This window comes from Agromyces sp. Y575, assembly GCF_059445445.1.
Genome location: NZ_JCAIUI010000003.1, coordinates 792,944 through 807,911, shown reverse-complemented (window position 1 = coordinate 807,911; position 14,968 = coordinate 792,944). Strand labels below are relative to the sequence as shown.

The 14,968-nt window shown below is 69.3% G+C and carries 14 protein-coding genes; 1 reads left to right on the top strand and 13 read right to left on the bottom strand.

Annotated elements, in window-relative coordinates:
• Positions 1–55 precede the first annotated feature (55 nt).
• The 5 genes from AC1C2U_RS15850 to infC all read right to left on the bottom strand — a co-directional run bounded on the left by AC1C2U_RS15850 (position 56) and on the right by infC (position 3,229).
• Positions 56–844: an amino acid ABC transporter ATP-binding protein gene (locus AC1C2U_RS15850; protein WP_495362718.1), complete on the bottom strand. Its 789-nt coding sequence runs from the start codon at positions 842–844 to the stop codon at positions 56–58.
• 67 nt (positions 845–911) lie between these two features.
• Complete coding sequence (locus AC1C2U_RS15845) at positions 912–1,724, bottom strand: TrmH family RNA methyltransferase (protein ID WP_495362717.1); 813 nt, start codon at positions 1,722–1,724, stop codon at positions 912–914.
• 199 nt (positions 1,725–1,923) lie between these two features.
• Entirely contained in the window at positions 1,924–2,310 is a 387-nt protein-coding gene (gene rplT / locus AC1C2U_RS15840; RefSeq protein ID WP_495362716.1) for a 50S ribosomal protein L20, read from the bottom strand.
• Positions 2,311–2,359: 49 nt separating this feature from the next.
• Positions 2,360–2,554, bottom strand: coding sequence for a 50S ribosomal protein L35 (gene rpmI / locus AC1C2U_RS15835; protein ID WP_495350512.1), 195 nt, complete (start codon positions 2,552–2,554; stop codon positions 2,360–2,362).
• 54 nt (positions 2,555–2,608) lie between these two features.
• A complete protein-coding gene (infC, locus tag AC1C2U_RS15830; protein ID WP_495362761.1) occupies positions 2,609–3,229 on the bottom strand; it encodes a translation initiation factor IF-3 in 621 nt (206 codons plus the stop codon).
• Positions 3,230–3,505: 276 nt separating this feature from the next.
• On the opposite strand from infC, the gene AC1C2U_RS15825 reads away from it, so the two are divergent.
• On the top strand, positions 3,506–3,856 hold the full coding sequence (locus AC1C2U_RS15825) for a DUF1844 domain-containing protein (protein WP_495362715.1): 351 nt from the start codon (positions 3,506–3,508) through the stop codon (positions 3,854–3,856).
• Positions 3,857–3,943: 87 nt separating this feature from the next.
• On the opposite strand, the gene AC1C2U_RS15820 is transcribed toward AC1C2U_RS15825, so the two are convergent.
• The 8 genes from AC1C2U_RS15820 to AC1C2U_RS15785 all read right to left on the bottom strand — a co-directional run bounded on the left by AC1C2U_RS15820 (position 3,944) and on the right by AC1C2U_RS15785 (position 14,914).
• Positions 3,944–4,720: a DNA-formamidopyrimidine glycosylase family protein gene (locus AC1C2U_RS15820; RefSeq protein ID WP_495362714.1), complete on the bottom strand. Its 777-nt coding sequence runs from the start codon at positions 4,718–4,720 to the stop codon at positions 3,944–3,946.
• Positions 4,707–9,230: an ATP-dependent helicase gene (locus AC1C2U_RS15815; protein ID WP_495362713.1), complete on the bottom strand. Its 4,524-nt coding sequence runs from the start codon at positions 9,228–9,230 to the stop codon at positions 4,707–4,709. The genes AC1C2U_RS15820 and AC1C2U_RS15815 overlap by 14 nt, the downstream gene beginning before the upstream one ends.
• 101 nt (positions 9,231–9,331) lie before the next feature.
• Entirely contained in the window at positions 9,332–10,750 is a 1,419-nt protein-coding gene (locus AC1C2U_RS15810) for a pyridoxal phosphate-dependent decarboxylase family protein (protein ID WP_495362760.1), read from the bottom strand.
• Between the two features lie 136 nt (positions 10,751–10,886).
• Positions 10,887–11,747: an SseB family protein gene (locus AC1C2U_RS15805; RefSeq protein ID WP_495362712.1), complete on the bottom strand. Its 861-nt coding sequence runs from the start codon at positions 11,745–11,747 to the stop codon at positions 10,887–10,889.
• Positions 11,731–12,477: a bifunctional 1-(5-phosphoribosyl)-5-((5-phosphoribosylamino)methylideneamino)imidazole-4-carboxamide isomerase/phosphoribosylanthranilate isomerase PriA gene (gene priA / locus AC1C2U_RS15800; RefSeq protein ID WP_495362711.1), complete on the bottom strand. Its 747-nt coding sequence runs from the start codon at positions 12,475–12,477 to the stop codon at positions 11,731–11,733. Before priA ends, AC1C2U_RS15805 begins: the two co-directional genes overlap by 17 nt.
• A gap of 99 nt (positions 12,478–12,576) precedes the next feature.
• On the bottom strand, positions 12,577–13,215 hold the full coding sequence (gene hisH, locus AC1C2U_RS15795; protein ID WP_495362710.1) for an imidazole glycerol phosphate synthase subunit HisH: 639 nt from the start codon (positions 13,213–13,215) through the stop codon (positions 12,577–12,579).
• Positions 13,212–13,826, bottom strand: a complete 615-nt coding sequence (gene hisB / locus AC1C2U_RS15790; RefSeq protein ID WP_495362709.1) for an imidazoleglycerol-phosphate dehydratase HisB — start codon at positions 13,824–13,826, stop codon at positions 13,212–13,214. The genes hisH and hisB overlap by 4 nt, the downstream gene beginning before the upstream one ends.
• Positions 13,823–14,914 (bottom strand): histidinol-phosphate transaminase, encoded by a 1,092-nt coding sequence (locus tag AC1C2U_RS15785; protein ID WP_495362708.1) that lies wholly within the window; start codon positions 14,912–14,914, stop codon positions 13,823–13,825. Before AC1C2U_RS15785 ends, hisB begins: the two co-directional genes overlap by 4 nt.
• Positions 14,915–14,968: the final 54 nt, after the last annotated feature.

The window sequence follows — 14,968 nt, the reverse complement described above, 5'->3', positions numbered from 1 at the left end:
GTCTCTGCCTCTTCTCCTGTGTTTGGTTCCTCGCCGCTCGTGGCAGCGCGGGTCTCTAGTGCTCGAGGATCTTCGAGAGGAAGTCCTTCGCACGGTCGGACTTCGGGTGGTCGAAGAACTCGGCCGGCGTCGCCTCTTCGACGATCTTGCCGTCGGCCATGAAGAGCACACGGTCGGCAGCCTTGCGAGCGAAGCCCATCTCGTGCGTGACGACGATCATGGTCATGCCGTCTTTGGCGAGACCGACCATGACGTCGAGCACCTCATTGATCATCTCGGGATCGAGCGCGCTCGTCGGCTCGTCGAGGAGGATCAGCTTGGGGTTCATCGCAAGCGACCGAGCGATCGCGACGCGCTGCTGCTGACCGCCCGAGAGCTGAGCCGGCATCTTCTTCGCCTGGTTCGCCACGCCGACGCGCTCGAGCAGCTGCATCGCCTTCGCTTCGGCGTCTTTGCGCGACATCCGCTTCACCTTGATCGGCGCGAGCGTGACGTTCTCGAGCACCGTCTTGTGGGCGAACAGGTTGAACGACTGGAACACCATGCCGACATCGGCACGGAGCTTCGCGAGCTCGGCGCCCTCTTCGGGCAGCTTCTGGCCGTCGATCGAGATCGTGCCGGAGTCGATGGTCTCGAGCCGGTTGATCGCCCGGCACAGCGTGGACTTGCCCGACCCGCTGGGCCCGATGACCACGACCACCTCACCGCGATTCACAACGGTGTTGATGTCGTTCAGCACGTGGAGATCACCGAAGTGCTTCTCGACGTGGTCGATGACGACGAGGGGTTCACCGCGACGCACCGAGATGTTGGAGGTCGGCGGGGCGGGCTGGGTTGGCTCCATACTCCCAAAACTAGGGCAAAACTCTGGCGCGCGGTGCCGGGGCGCCGAGCCGCGGCGCGGTGGTTATCTAACCGTGATGCGCACTGCGCTGCGCGAAGGCACTCTCGTACAGGCACACGGATGCAGCGGTGGCGAGGTTCATCGACTCGGCGTGCCCGTAGATGGGTACCGTCACGACACGGTCGGCGAGTTCGAGCTGCTCGTCGAGGAGGCCGCGCGCCTCGTTGCCGAACAGCCACGCGGTCGGCTTGGCGAGCACGCCGTCGTTGCGGGCGGAGAGCAGGTCGTCGCCCTTCACATCGGCGGCGAGCACCGTCAGACCTGCTGCACGAGCACGCACGAGCACGTCTTCGAGTTCAGCCCCGACGGCGACCGGCAAGTGGAAGATCGAACCAGTCGAGGATCGCACGACCTTCGGGTTGTACAGGTCGACCGTGCGACCGGTGAAGATCACGGCGTCGGCGCCTGCTGCATCGGCAGCACGCACGATGGTGCCGGCGTTGCCCGGATCGCGCACCTCTTCGAGAATCGCGACGAGCTTCGGGCCGGCACCGAAGACGTCTTTCACCGCCGTCGGGAACTGGCGGCACACGGCGACGAAGCCCTGCGGCGTCACCGTGTCGGCCATCGAATCGAGCACCTCTTCAGTGACGAACTCGACCTCGACGCCGGCTGCGAGGGCAGCCTCGCCGATCTCGGCATGCCGGTCGAGTGCACTCGGCGTTGCGAAGAGTTCGACGACGAGTTGCGGCCGGAAGGTCAGCGCCTCGGCGACCGCCTGCGGGCCTTCGAGCAGGAACAGGCCGCTCTCGGCACGGGCGGCCTTCTTGGCGAGCTTTGCGACGGAGCGCACGCGCGGCGATCGGGGATTCTCGAGCATGACCCCAGTCTATTCGCCTCTCCTGACGACGCTTTGCGGCCCAGAGGACGTTCGCGCGGCGTCCTCCGGGCCGCAAGACGTCGTCGGAACGCACCTGTGCGACGCACGCGTGCCGGTGCGACACAGGATGCAGAACGGCCCGGCGCGCACCGCTCATTCGAGCAGGGCGTGCCGGGCCGTTCCGTGGAGAAGTTCGCGCTTACGCCGCGGTCTTCGGCGCCGACGTGTCGGCGGGGAGGGCCTTCTTGGCCGACTCGACGAGCGCCGCGAACGTCGCGGCCTCGTTGACCGCGAGGTCGGCGAGGATGCGACGGTCGACCTCGATGCCTGCAAGGCCGAGGCCCTGGATCAGGCGGTTGTAGGTGAGGCCGTTCGCACGCGACGCGGCGTTGATGCGCTGGATCCAGAGGCGACGGAAGTCGCCCTTCTTCTGACGACGGTCGCGGTACGCGTAGACGAGGGAGTGGGTGACCTGCTCCTTCGCCTTGCGGTACAGACGTGAACGCTGGCCGCGGTAACCCTCGGCGCGCTCAAGGATGACCCGGCGCTTCTTGTGGGCGTTGACCGCCCTCTTCACTCTTGCCATGACTCTGTTTCTTCCTTAACGGGCCTGATTGCCTATGTACGCTGTCGGCTCAGCGGCCGAGAAGCTTCTTGATGACCTTGGCGTCGGGGGCCGACACGACCTTGTCCTGATTCAGGCGGGCCTTGCGCTTCGAGGACTTGACCTCGAGATTGTGGCGCATCCCGGCCTGCTGCTTCTTGATCTTGCCGCTGCCGGTGATCTTGAAGCGCTTCTTGGACCCGGAGTGGGTCTTCTGCTTCGGCATCTCGTCTTTCTCCTTGGTTCTGCCGCCACGCGAGTGGCGGACGGGGTGTCTGGCCTAGCCCTCGGCGGACTCGGCCGTCTGCGACGGGGCGTCGTCGGGGGCATCCGCCGCCGGTCGCGCCTTCGCCGCAGCACGCTGTGCATTCGCCTCGGCCTTGGCCTCGGACTTGTTCTTGAGAGGCCCGATGACCATGACCATGTTGCGGCCGTCGATCGTGGGGTTGTGCTCGACCGTGCCGTACTCGGCGACGTCTTCGGCGAAGCGCTGCAGGAGGCGGACACCCATCTCGGGGCGCGACTGCTCACGACCGCGGAAGAGGATCATCGCCTTGACCTTGTCGCCGGCCTTCAGGAAGCCGACGGCGCGCTTCATCTTCGTCTCGTAGTCGTGTTTGTCGATCTTGAGACGGAAGCGAACCTCTTTGAGGATCGTGTTCGCCTGGTTGCGCCGGGCCTCTTTCGCCTTCTGCGCAGCCTCGTACTTGAACTTGCCGTAGTCCATGATCTTCGCGACCGGCGGTTTCGAGTTCGGAGCGACCTCGACGAGATCGAGATCGGCCTCCTGCGCGAGCCGCAGGGCCACCTCGATCTTCACGACGCCGACCTGCTCTCCGGCAGGCCCTACGAGTCGGACCTCGGGGACGCGGATACGGTCGTTTGTACGGGGATCGCTGATGCGTGTTCTCCTCTACTCAAGCTGATTCGCTCGGTCGGGAGGCGTTTGCCGCCCGACGACGAAAGGAGAAATCCACGTAATCGCGCACGGAATCCCACCGTGCAATTCATACGGCACCCTGTCTACTCCCCGTACTGTGCTGGTTGGCGCAGTGCGTGGGAGCGGAGTGCAATCGACCCGGTAACCTTGATGAAGCGGTATGCGCGGGTGGGAGAATCTCCACTTTCGTACCGGGGTGAAGCCCCGGAGCCCGAAGCAGTCTAACAGAGGATGTCCGTGAACAGTAGTTCAGACGAGACCACCGTCGAGGGCGCCACCCGCGACATCGCCGAGGTCGCCGCAGTCGAGATCATCACAACCGCCGCCGTGCACCTCATGAGCGCCGCCGCAGTGAAGGTCGGACTCGCCGAAGACCCCGACGAGCAGATCGACCTCGACGAGGCGCGCAAGCTCATCAACGCGCTCGCGGGTCTCATCACCGCCGGTGCACCCGAGATCAGCGACATGCACGCGCGAAGCCTTCGCGACGGGCTGCGGTCGCTGCAGCTCGCGTTCCGCGAGGCGTCGGTCATTCCCGACCCGATCGGGCAGGGCCCGGGCGAGAAGTGGACCGGGCCGGTCAGCTGAGCGGGCTGGGCCGCATCGACTGAACTCGCGCGGTCTCGTGCGCGTCGCCGCGCCTGCGGCGTCGGTGGGCGATCGAGCCGACGCCCGTCAGCGCTGGCAGTTCGGGCACCACCACGTCTCACGCAGCTCGAGATCGTTGCGCCCGAGTCGGCCGTGCTCGATTCGCGTGCCGCAGCGCCGACAGGCTTCACCGCCACGGCCGTACACCCAGAGTTGCCGGCCGCGATGGGTATCACCGGTCGTCGTGCGCACCGCACGCTCGCGATTCGCGCGGATGACCCTGCTGGCCAGCGCCACCAGCGGTTCGAGGTCGACCTCGGCGACCGGCCGCGTCGGCAGGATGCCGCGGAGGAAGCAGAGCTCGTTCACGTAGACGTTGCCGAGGCCGGCGAGGTTGCGCTGCTCGCCGAGCGCGACCGCGATCGGCGTCTCAGGCGCGCTCGCAAGGCGACGCACCGCCTCATCGGCGTTCCAGTCGTCGCCGAGCAGGTCGGGGCCGAGATACGCGAGCCGCTGCTCTTCTTCGCCTGCCGGGAAGACCTCGAGGGTGCCGAGGTCGAAACCGACTGCCGAGGCATCCGTCACCTCGATGATCGCGCGCGCCTGCCAGGCCGGCCGACGCCAGTGCTCGCCTGGGCGGAACACCCGCCACTCCCCCTCCATCTTGAGGTGCGAGTGCACCACCTGATGACCGATGCGCATCAGCAGGTGCTTGCCGCGGCTGGCGACCGACTGCACGAGTTCTCCGGCCAGGTCGACGGTGGCGAACGCCGGCACGCGGAAGTCGGAGCGCGTCACCACGTGCCCGGCGAGCACGGCGTCGAGCTGGCGTGCAGCGCGGAAGACGGTGTCACCCTCGGGCATCGAACCGGAGCCCTCGGGGAGTCTCGCGGAAGCCCGCGGCGCGCAGCGGCCGGTCGAGCACCGAACCGAACACCGGAGCGCCGTTCACCGTCTCGACACGGAGGCGCTCTGAGCGCCCGCGGGTGAGAGCGGCGGCGAGTGCCGCGGATGCCGCAGACAGTGCGTCGGTGTCGTCGGTGAACACGAGCGCCGTGCGCCCGCCGCGCTCGAGGTAGAACACCGCCTCGCCGTCGACGATCGCGACGAATGCACCCGACTTGCGGGAGGGGCGATGTGCGCCCTCGCCGGCGGTCTCGGGCCAGTCGAGTGCCGCACCGAACGGGTTCGCGGGGTCGGTCGCGGCGAGCGCGACGGCCTCGCCCTTCGGGGCGGCGCGAAGCCGATCGACGGCGGCGCCCGTGGCGAACTGCGCGCCGCCCTGCCCGTCGATGAAGTACCCGCGACGCACTCGGCCGGAGTCCTCGAAGCCCGACAACGTGCGGTACGCGAGTGCGAAGCCGCCCAGATGGCCTTCGGCGACGACCGAGCCGCGGGTGACGATGCCGTACCGCTCGAGGAGGGCTTCGCCGAGGGCATGCGCACGCGGCGTCGCCGCGGCGCTCACGAACGGCAGCACCGACCATCGACCCGCTGCCCGTGGCGGGTTCGCGCGCGCCGCTGCCGTGCGCCCGGCCTGCACGCTCGCCGCCAGCGAACGCCGGGAGAGCGATCCGGCACGCAGCCTCGCCCGAGGCGTCGGCGCCGCGGTCTTGTGCGCTCCGCCGCCGGTGAGCATGCCGCGCACCGGCGCGAAGGTGTCGTTCGTCACGAGTCCGGCCCAGACGAGCCGCCAGAGCGCGTCGACGAGGGCGCGGTCGTCTTCGGACCCGACCGCCTCGGCCAATTGCCGGAAGAAGAAACCACCGCCCCCGCCGAGCACCGCGATGAGTTCGGACTCGAGCGGGTCGAGCGGTGCTGATGCCGGGGCCGGCAGGGTGAGCTCGGCCGCCTCGGCGAGGTGGAGGCTGATCCATCCGTCGTCGCCGGCGAGCGACCCGGCTCCTGCCCAGAGCACTTCGCCTGCCGCGGTCAGCTCGTCGAGCATGCCGGGCCGGTAGTCGGCGACCCGCGCGGGCAGCACATACGCCTCCCACGCCGAGGCGGGAATGCGAGCCCCCTCGAGCTGCTCGATGACCGCGGCGACGCCGTCGACTCCGGTGAGCCGACCGCCGACGTGATGCCACGCCGGCAGGAAGCGCGCGAACTCACGCGGTTCGACGGGTTCGACCTCGTTGCGAAGCACCGCGAGCGATCGGCGTCGGATGCGGCGGAGCACGCCGCTGTCGCACCACTCCAGGCCGGACCCGTGCGGCAGGAATTCGCCCTCGACCACCCGCCGTTCACCGCCCAATCGAGCGAGGGCGGCGGATGCCACGACCTGGCCGATGCCGAACCGTGCTGCCACCGCGTGAACGGTGAACGGCCCGTGTGTGCGGGCGAACCGGGCGACGAGGTCGCCGAGCGGGTCGCGTACAGGCTCGCCGAACACCTCTGGCAGTCCGGGCGGGATCGGCACACCGAGGGCGTCCCGCAGCCGGCTCACGTCTTCGACCGCGACGAACCACGACTCCCCGGCGAAGCGCACTGGCGCTGCACGGCGCGTCTCGACGAGCGAAGTGAGGGCCGCGACGGCATCCGTCTCGTCGTCGACTCGCGCGGCCACCTCGTCGGCCGTGAGCGGTCCGAGGTCGCTGAGCAGGTCTGCGACGCCCTCTTCGCCGCGTGCGACGCGTTCGGGGTGAAGGCGCTGCAGCATGCGCTCGACCTCGTCGACCACCTCTGGGTCGAGCAGTTCGCGCAGCTCGACGGTGCCGAGCAGCTCGGCGAGGAGCGCCGGATCGAGCGAGAGCGCTGCGGCCCGCCGCTCTGCGAGCGGGGCATCCCCCTCGTACATGAACGCGCCGACGTACCCGAAGAGGAGGCTCGAGGCGAACGGGCTCGGCGACTCGGTGGTGACGTCGACGAAGCGCAGCTCTCGCCGCTCGATGCGCTCGGCGAGTCGGGTGAGGGCCGGCAGGTCGTAGACGTCTTGCAGGCACTCGCGCACCGCCTCGAGCACGATCGGGAACTCGGGGAAGTCGCGAGCGACTTCGAGCAGTTGCGAGGCGCGCTGCCGCTGCTGCCAGAGCGGCGACCGCTTGCCCGGGTGGCTGCGGGGCAGGATGAGCGCTCTGGCCGCGCACTCGCGGAATCGAGCCGCGAACAACGCCGAACCACCGACATTCGCCGTGACCAACTCAGTGAGCTCCGCCGGCTCGAACGCGAAGAGTTCGGCCCCTGGCGGATCGTCGCCGGTGTCGGGCATGCGCAGCACGATGCCGTCGTCGCTCGCGACCGCGTTCGAGTCGACGCCGCTCTGCTCGCGCACGCGCGCCCCGATGGCGAGCGCCCACGGCGCATGCACGCGCATGCCGTACGGCGAGTGCAGCACGATACGCCAGTCGCCGAGCTCGTCGCGGAACCGCTCGACCACGAGGTTCGTCGCGTCGGGCACTACTCTGGTCGCCGCGCGCTGGTCGTCGATGAACTTCACCAGGTTGATCGCTGCGCGCTCGTCGAGCCCGGCGACACGACTGCGCACGAGGGCATCGGATGTCGGTGCACCCGCGAGTTCGGCGATGAACTCGCCGATCGCGGCTCCGAGCTCGGCAGGGCGCCCGATGCCGTCGCCCCTCCAGAACGGAAGCCGACCCGGCTCGCCGAAAGCCGGCGCCACGAGCACCCGGTCGTGCGTGATCTCTTGGATGCGCCAGCTCGTCGCACCGAGCGCGAAGACATCGCCGACCCGCGACTCGTACACCATCTCCTCATCGAGCTCGCCGACCCGGCGGCCGGGGCCGGCCTCGCCGACCATGAACACGCCGAAGAGGCCACGATCGGGAATCGTTCCGCCGCTCGTGACCGCGAGGCGCTGGGCCCCGCGGCGGCCGACGATCGTGCCGGCATCGCGATCCCAGACGATGCGGGCGCGGAGCTCGCCGAAGCGGTCGGACGGATAGCGGCCCGCAAGCAGGTCGAGGGTCGCGTCGAACGCCGACCGCGGCAATGCCGCGTACGGTGCCGCGCGGCGCACGAGTTCGAACCACGCCTCGACGTCCCACTCGTCGAGCGCGGTCGCGGCGATCGTCTGCTGCGCGAGCACGTCGAGCGGGTTGGCGGGAATGCGCAGTGCTTCGATCGCGCCACCGATCATGCGTTCGGCGACGACCGCCGAATGCAGCACGTCGGCACGGTGCTTCGGGAAGATGAGCCCCTTCGACACCTCCCCGACCTGGTGACCGGCACGACCGAGGCGCTGCAGGCCGCTCGCGACCGACGGGGGCGACTCGACCTGCATCACGAGGTCGACGGCGCCCATGTCGATGCCGAGTTCGAGGCTCGACGTCGCCACGACGCAGCGGAGCCGGCCCGACTTCAGGTCGTCTTCGACGAAGGCGCGCTCTTCTTTGCTGACCGAGCCGTGGTGCGAGCGGGCGATGACCGGCGGGGCACCACCCGTGATGCCCGAGGCGCCGACCGCTTCGGCGGGGGTGCGGCGAGTGGCCGCCGACTCGACGAGAGCGTCGACGGGCTCTGCCGTGCGCTCTGCCCATAGCTCGTTGAGCCTCGCGGTCAAGCGTTCGGCGAGACGACGCGAGTTCGCGAAGACGATCGTGGAGCGATGGGCGAGCACCTCGTCGAGGATCGCCTCTTCGACGTGCGGCCAGACCGAACCGGCACTCGTCTCGCCTGCGAGGTCCGACAGGTCGTCGACCGGCACCGTGACCTTGAGATCGAACCGCTTGCCCGAGGCTGGGGCGACGATCGTGACCTTCCGCGTGCCGCCGAGGAACCGGGCGACCTCTTCGTGCGGACGCACCGTCGCCGACAGCCCGATGCGTTGCACCGGCTGCGCCGTGAGCTCGTCGAGCCGTTCGAGCGAGAGCGCGAGATGCGAGCCGCGCTTGGTGCCTGCGAGCGCGTGGATCTCGTCGACGATGACCGTCTGCACACCGCGGAGCGTCCCGCGTGCAGCCGAAGTGAGCATGAGGAAGAGCGACTCGGGGGTCGTGATGAGTATCTCGGGCGGATGCGCGACGAGCGAGCGTCGCTCGGCCTGTGGCGTGTCACCCGAGCGAACCCCGACCGACACCTCGGGCACCTCGAGACCATGGGCGGCAGCCGTACGTGCAATGCCCACGAGCGGTGCCCGCAGGTTGCGTTCGACGTCGACGCCGAGGGCCTTCAGCGGCGAGAGGTAGATGACCCGGGTGCCCGTGGTGCTCGCGTCGGCCCCCTCGTGGTGGAGTCGGTCGATCGCCCAGAGGAACGCGGCGAGCGTCTTACCTGAACCGGTCGGTGCGACGACCAGCGAGTGGTCGCCACGGGAGATCGACTTCCAGGCGCCGCGCTGTACCGCGGTGGGCGCGCTGAAGGACTCGGTGAACCACGCCCGCGTCGCAGGCGAGAACGCTTCGAGCGCCTCCGTCATGACTCCATTCAAGCGGATGCCACCGACTGCGAGCTGAGCGTTGTGGGGGTCTCGATACGCGTCCTCCTTCGTCGGGCGCTACTCGACCAGCGGGGAGGGCACTACTCGACCGACGGAGTCTCCGCGCGGATCGCGGCGAGGGCACGGGAGACGGCTTCGACCGTGCGCGCGACCTGCGCGGCATCCGTGCGCCAATTGCTCACCGAGAACCGCACGACCGTGCGACCCCGCCAGCGCGAGGTCATCGCGAGCACCTCGCCGTCGTTCCACAGCCGCTCGCTGAGCGCGGCTGTGGCCGTGTCCTCATCGAGCGCGATGCACACCTGTGTGAACACGACGTCGTTCAGCACCTCGACGCCCTGAAGTCGGACGAGGCCGTCGGCGATGGCACGGGCCGATTCGGCCAGACCCTCGACGAGGCCCGCGACCCCCGTGCGGCCGAGGGAGCGCAGCACCGCCCACGTCGGCACCCCGCGTGCGCGGCGCGACAGCTCGGGCACCTTCTCATGCGGGTCCGCGCCGACGTCCGTCGCCTGCAGGTAACTCGCGTGCATGCCGAGCGCGCGGCGCATCGCCGCAGGATCGCGCACGATGGCGATGCCGCAGTCATAGGGCACATTGAGGGTCTTGTGGGCATCGGTCGACCAGGAGTCCGCCCCTTCGAATCCCGCCACGAGGTGACGGAGCGCCGGGGACGCCGCCGCCCACAGCCCGAATGCGCCGTCGACGTGCACCCATGCGCCAGCGGCATGGGCGATCTCGATCGCGGCGGCGAAGTCGTCGAACGCCCCCGAGTGGATGTTGCCGGCCTGGAGGGCGACGATCGCCGGGCCCGTGCCCGTTGCGAGCGCCGCACTCAGCTCGTCGACGCGGATGCGGCCCTGCCCGTCGGCCGGTACCGTCGTCGGCGCCCCGAGGCCGAGATAACGCGCCGCCAGGTCGACCGTGCCGTGCCGCTCTTCGCCGGCGATGTAGCGCACGGCGGGTGCACCGGCGAGCCCATGTGCCTCGACATCCCAGCCGATGCGGTGCAGCACCTCGTTCCGCGCAGCAGCCATGCACGAGAACTGCGCCATCGTCGCCCCGGTCGTGAATCCGACGTCACTGCCCTCCGGCAGTCCGAGGATCTCGAGGAGCCATTGCGCCGCGAGTTCCTCGACGGCGACCGCACCCGGAGTGATCGCTCGCAGTCCCGTGTTCTGATCCCACGCCGAGACGAGCCAGTCTGCAGCGAGCGCGACCGGCTGCGTGCCGCCGATCACCCAACCGTAGAAGCGCGGCGACCCGATCGCGATGAGTCCCGGCTCGGCTCCCTCTGCGAGCCGCACGAGAACCTCGAGGTCGGGCTCACCGATCACGGGCAGCTCGCGCCCCAGTCGGTCCTTGATCTCATCGAGGGTCGCGCGCGGCGGAATCCGGCGCTCGCCGACCTCCGACAGCCACTCCCGTGCGTGACGACCGGCCGCCTCGAGCACTTCGTCGTACGCGGTGTCGCCACCGGGCGGTGTCGATCCATCCATGGTCACCCCGGATTCCGTGCGCCGCACGCACAACCCGATTGTGCGCCGCCATGGTGGAAACGGTCAACGGCCCAATTCAGGCGACAGACGCGCTCCCCCGCGCGATGCCAGCGCTCACGCGATCGGCCGGCGGCGATCAGGCGAGCAGCGTGCCACCCACGAGCCTGACCGTGAGCGAGTCAACGGACGTCGCAATGACGTCGTCGGCCGCCCACCGACGTGCAAGACGCGCCGTCGTCGCGTCGAGCTCCTCCCGGCTGAGCCCACCGATGAGCTCCAGGCGCACCACGAGCTCGGGACCGGCGAGTCGCGCGTCGGGGTCGCCGGCGAGGAGGGTCACACCGAGCACCGCGAGCTCCCGGTCGATCGAACGACGGAATGCGGCCTCGACCTCTCGGGAATCGAACGGCGGATGCCAGTCCTGGGACTGCGCGACCGCCCAGAGCGCCGGCCTCCGCAGCACGAACTCGGTCGCGGAGCCCGGGTCGAGCACGACGAGATCGGTGCCGTCGTCAGCGGCGGCGAGGGCGACCCGCACTCCGTCGGCCGGCACCGGCCGCGCCATGGGGTTCCATCGCGACATCGCCTGCACCGAGGCGAACACCGGCAGCACCTTGCGCCCGTCAGGTCCCTCGACGGTGACGATCGAGAGCTCTTGGCTCTTGTCGACAGCGAGGCCGTGAGCCCCCGTCTCCGCACCGCCGGTTCCGAGTTCGGCGAGGAGCGGGATCAGGAGACGCGATCGGCCGAACTCCGCCACAACGGCGGCCTGGCCGATCGTGCCCGCGCGGAAACCGTCCAGCGCGGCGCCGAGGGCCTCCGGTGCCCGGCCGTCGTCGGCGGCATGCGCGTTCGACTGGAACGCCCGCCCCGCCCACGGCACTCCGGCGGAGTCGGTACCAGCACCGGCACCGGCAGCGGACTGCGAGTCGACGGATGCCGCGGCATCCGTCTCACCGCGACCCGGCTCGGCGCCGGGGTCACTGCGAAGCGACATCCAGCGCCTCGGCCAACGTGAAGGCACCGGCGTAGAGCGCCTTGCCCACGATCGCCCCCTCGAGGCCGAGCGGAACGAGCTCACGGAGCGCCATGATGTCGTCGAGGCTCGAGATGCCCCCCGACGCGACGACCGGGCGCGACGTACGGTCGAGAACCTGGCGCAGCAGCTCGAGGTTGGGGCCCTGCAGCGTGCCGTCTTTCGTGACATCGGTGACGACGTAGCGCGCGGCACCGGCTTCTTCGAGTCGGTCCAGGACCTGCCAGAGGTTGCCGCCGTCCTGCGTCCAACCGCGCGCGGCGAGCGTCGTGCCGCGCACGTCGAGCCCGACAGCGATCGCCTCGCCGTACTGGGCGATCACGGACGCCGCCCACTCGGGGTTCTCGAGCGCTGCCGTACCGAGATTGATGCGCTTGGCGCCGATCGCGAGGGCATGCTCGAGCGACTCGTCATCGCGGATGCCGCCGGAGAGTTCGACGTTCACGCCGCGCACCTGGCGGATGGCCTTCTTCAGCACGCCCGCGTTCGAGCCGCGACCGAAGGCCGCATCGAGGTCGACGAGGTGGATCCACTCCGCTCCCTGGTCGGCCCAATCGACCGCCGCGTCGACGGGGTCGCCGTAGCTGGTCTCGGTGCCGGCCTCACCCTGAGTCAGGCGTACTGCCTTGCCGCCGGCCACATCGACGGCCGGAAGCAATACGAGGCGGAGGGTCTTGTTGAATTCACTCATTCACTGTCCTAGAGATCGCGGTCGCGCCTGCGAATCGGCACAGTCACAGCATCCTAGTCCGACCAAGTCGAAGCGATGTGCACGTGACGGCCGAGCGGCTCAGGCGAGCGTGCCGAGCCAATTGGCGAGCAAGCGGATGCCGGCATCCGACGACTTCTCAGGATGGAATTGCGTCGCCGACAACGGGCCGTTCTCGACGGCTGCGAGGAAGCGACCTCCGTGCTCGGCCCACGTGAGCGCCGGCCGGGGAAACGGTGGCTGCACGTCGAGCAGCCACTCCTGCGCCGCGAAGGAGTGAACGAAGTAGAAGCGCTCGTCCTCGATTCCGGCGAACAGGGCTGAGCCCTCGCCGGGTTCGACCGTGTTCCAGCCCATGTGCGGCAGCACCGGGGCTGGCAGTTCGGTGACGCTGCCCGGCCACTCGCCGAGCCCCTCGGAGTCGACTCCGCGTTCGACGCCCCGCTCGAACATCACCTGCATGCCGACGCAGATGCCCAGCACCGGGCGACCGCCCGCGAGACGGCGATCGATGATCTCTTCACCCCGAACGGCGTGAAGTTGGTCGACCACGGCTTTGAACGCCCCGACGCCCGGCACCACGAGTCCGTCGGCTTCGAGCGCCGCGGCGCGGTCGGCGGTGACGGTCACCTCTGCACCGGCGCGCTCGAGCGCCTTCGCAGCGGAGTGCACGTTGCCCGAGCCGTAGTCGAGCAGGACGACGCGCCGAGTGCGGCTCACAGAGCGCCTTTCGTCGACGGAACCCCCGACACGAGCGGGTCGAACGCCTTCGCTTGACGGAATGCACGCGCGAACGCCTTGAACTCGGCCTCGGCGATGTGATGCGGGTCGCGGCCGCCGAGCACGTTGACGTGCACGGTCAGGCCCGCGTTGAACGCGATGGCCTCGAAGACGTGCCGCACCATCGACCCGGTGAAGTGCCCGCCGATGAGGTGGTACTCGAACCCGGTCGGCTCTCCGGTGTGCACGAGGAACGGGCGCCCCGAGATGTCGACGACGGCCTGTGCGAGCGCCTCATCGAGCGGCACGAGGGCGTCGCCGTACCGCGAGATGCCGCGCTTGTCGCCGAGCGCCTGCTTGATCGCCTGCCCGAGCACGATGCCGACGTCTTCGACCGTGTGGTGCACGTCGATCTCGATATCGCCGCGTGCCCGCACGGTGAGGTCTGTGAGCGAGTGCTTCGCGAACGCCGTGAGCAGGTGGTCGTAGAACGGCACGCTCGTCTCGATATCGCTCGTGCCGGTGCCGTCGAGATCGATCGAGAGGTCAATGCTCGATTCACTCGTCTCGCGCTGGACCCGGGCGGTGCGCGGCGATCTCGTTGCGGTCATGAGTCGATCCTATTCGGGGCCGAAACGGCGATCGCCTCGAGGAAGGCGGTGGTCTCGGCCTCAGTGCCGGCCGTGACGCGCAGGTGACCGGGGATACCGATCTCGCGGATCAGGATGCCGCGCGCGAGCAGTTGTTCGAAGACCGCGTGCGGGTCTTCGACCCCGCCGAAGAGCACGAAGTTCGAGCCGCTGCGATACGGGTGGAATCCGAGTCGAAGGAGCTCGATCGAGATGCGCTCGCGCTGGCTGCGAATCTCTTCGACCATCGCGAGCATCTCGGCCGCGTGCGCCAGGGCGCCGAGGGCGGCCGCCTGGGTGAGCGCGGAGAGGTGGTACGGCAGTCGCACGAGCCGGAGGGCGTCGATGGCGGCCGGATCACCGGCGAGGTAGCCGACGCGGGCACCGGCGAATGCGAACGCCTTGCTCATCGTGCGCGACACGAGCAGCCGGGACCGCCCCGGCAGGAGCGTGAGCGCACTCGGAGTTCCGGGGTCGGCGAACTCGAAGTAGGCCTCATCGACGACCACGATGCCGCGCGCCGCGTCGACGACCGCCTCGATCGTCTCGAGTGAGAGCGGCGTACCCGTCGGGTTGTTCGGCGCGCAGAGCAGCACGATGTCGGGATCGTGCTCTCGCAGCGCCGCTACGGCCGTTTCGGGGCTGAGTTCGAACTCGTCATCGCGACCGGCGGTGACCCACTCGGTGCCGGTGCCGGAGGCCAGCAGGCCGTACATCGAATAGGTCGGGGCGAAGCCCAGCACGGTGCGGCCCGGCCCGCCGTATGCCTGAAGAATGTGCTGGAGCACTTCGTTCGAACCGTTCGCGGCCCAGATCTGCGCCGGCTCGAGGCCGTGGCCCAGATAGCCGGCGAGTGCATGGCGCAACTCGGTGAACTCTCGATCGGGATAGCGATTGAGGGTGAGAATAGCGGCGGCGACGCGAGCGACCACATCGTGTGCGACGTCTTCGGGAATCGGATGCGTGTTCTCGTTGACGTTCAGCGCGACCGGAACGGACTGCTGCGGAGCCCCGTACGGGGTGCGACCACGAAGGTCATCGCGGATGGGGAGGTCTTCAAGACTCGTCACCCTTCAATGCTAACGATGCGCACCGAGGCCATTCGGCCAAGCCGTCATCGACCG

Bases quoted from the DNA above. Each gene is read 5' to 3' on its own strand.
- AC1C2U_RS15850 (WP_495362718.1), bottom strand. From the start codon at position 844: ATGGAGCCAACCCAGCCCGCCCCGCCGACCTCCAACATCTCGGTGCGT.
- AC1C2U_RS15845 (WP_495362717.1), bottom strand. From the start codon at position 1,724: ATGCTCGAGAATCCCCGATCGCCGCGCGTGCGCTCCGTCGCAAAGCTC.
- rplT (WP_495362716.1), bottom strand. From the start codon at position 2,310: ATGGCAAGAGTGAAGAGGGCGGTCAACGCCCACAAGAAGCGCCGGGTC.
- rpmI (WP_495350512.1), bottom strand. From the start codon at position 2,554: ATGCCGAAGCAGAAGACCCACTCCGGGTCCAAGAAGCGCTTCAAGATC.
- AC1C2U_RS15820 (WP_495362714.1), bottom strand. From the start codon at position 4,720: ATGCCCGAGGGTGACACCGTCTTCCGCGCTGCACGCCAGCTCGACGCC.
- AC1C2U_RS15815 (WP_495362713.1), bottom strand. From the start codon at position 9,230: ATGACGGAGGCGCTCGAAGCGTTCTCGCCTGCGACGCGGGCGTGGTTC.
- AC1C2U_RS15810 (WP_495362760.1), bottom strand. From the start codon at position 10,750: ATGGATGGATCGACACCGCCCGGTGGCGACACCGCGTACGACGAAGTG.
- AC1C2U_RS15805 (WP_495362712.1), bottom strand. From the start codon at position 11,747: ATGTCGCTTCGCAGTGACCCCGGCGCCGAGCCGGGTCGCGGTGAGACG.
- priA (WP_495362711.1), bottom strand. From the start codon at position 12,477: ATGAGTGAATTCAACAAGACCCTCCGCCTCGTATTGCTTCCGGCCGTC.
- hisB (WP_495362709.1), bottom strand. From the start codon at position 13,826: ATGACCGCAACGAGATCGCCGCGCACCGCCCGGGTCCAGCGCGAGACG.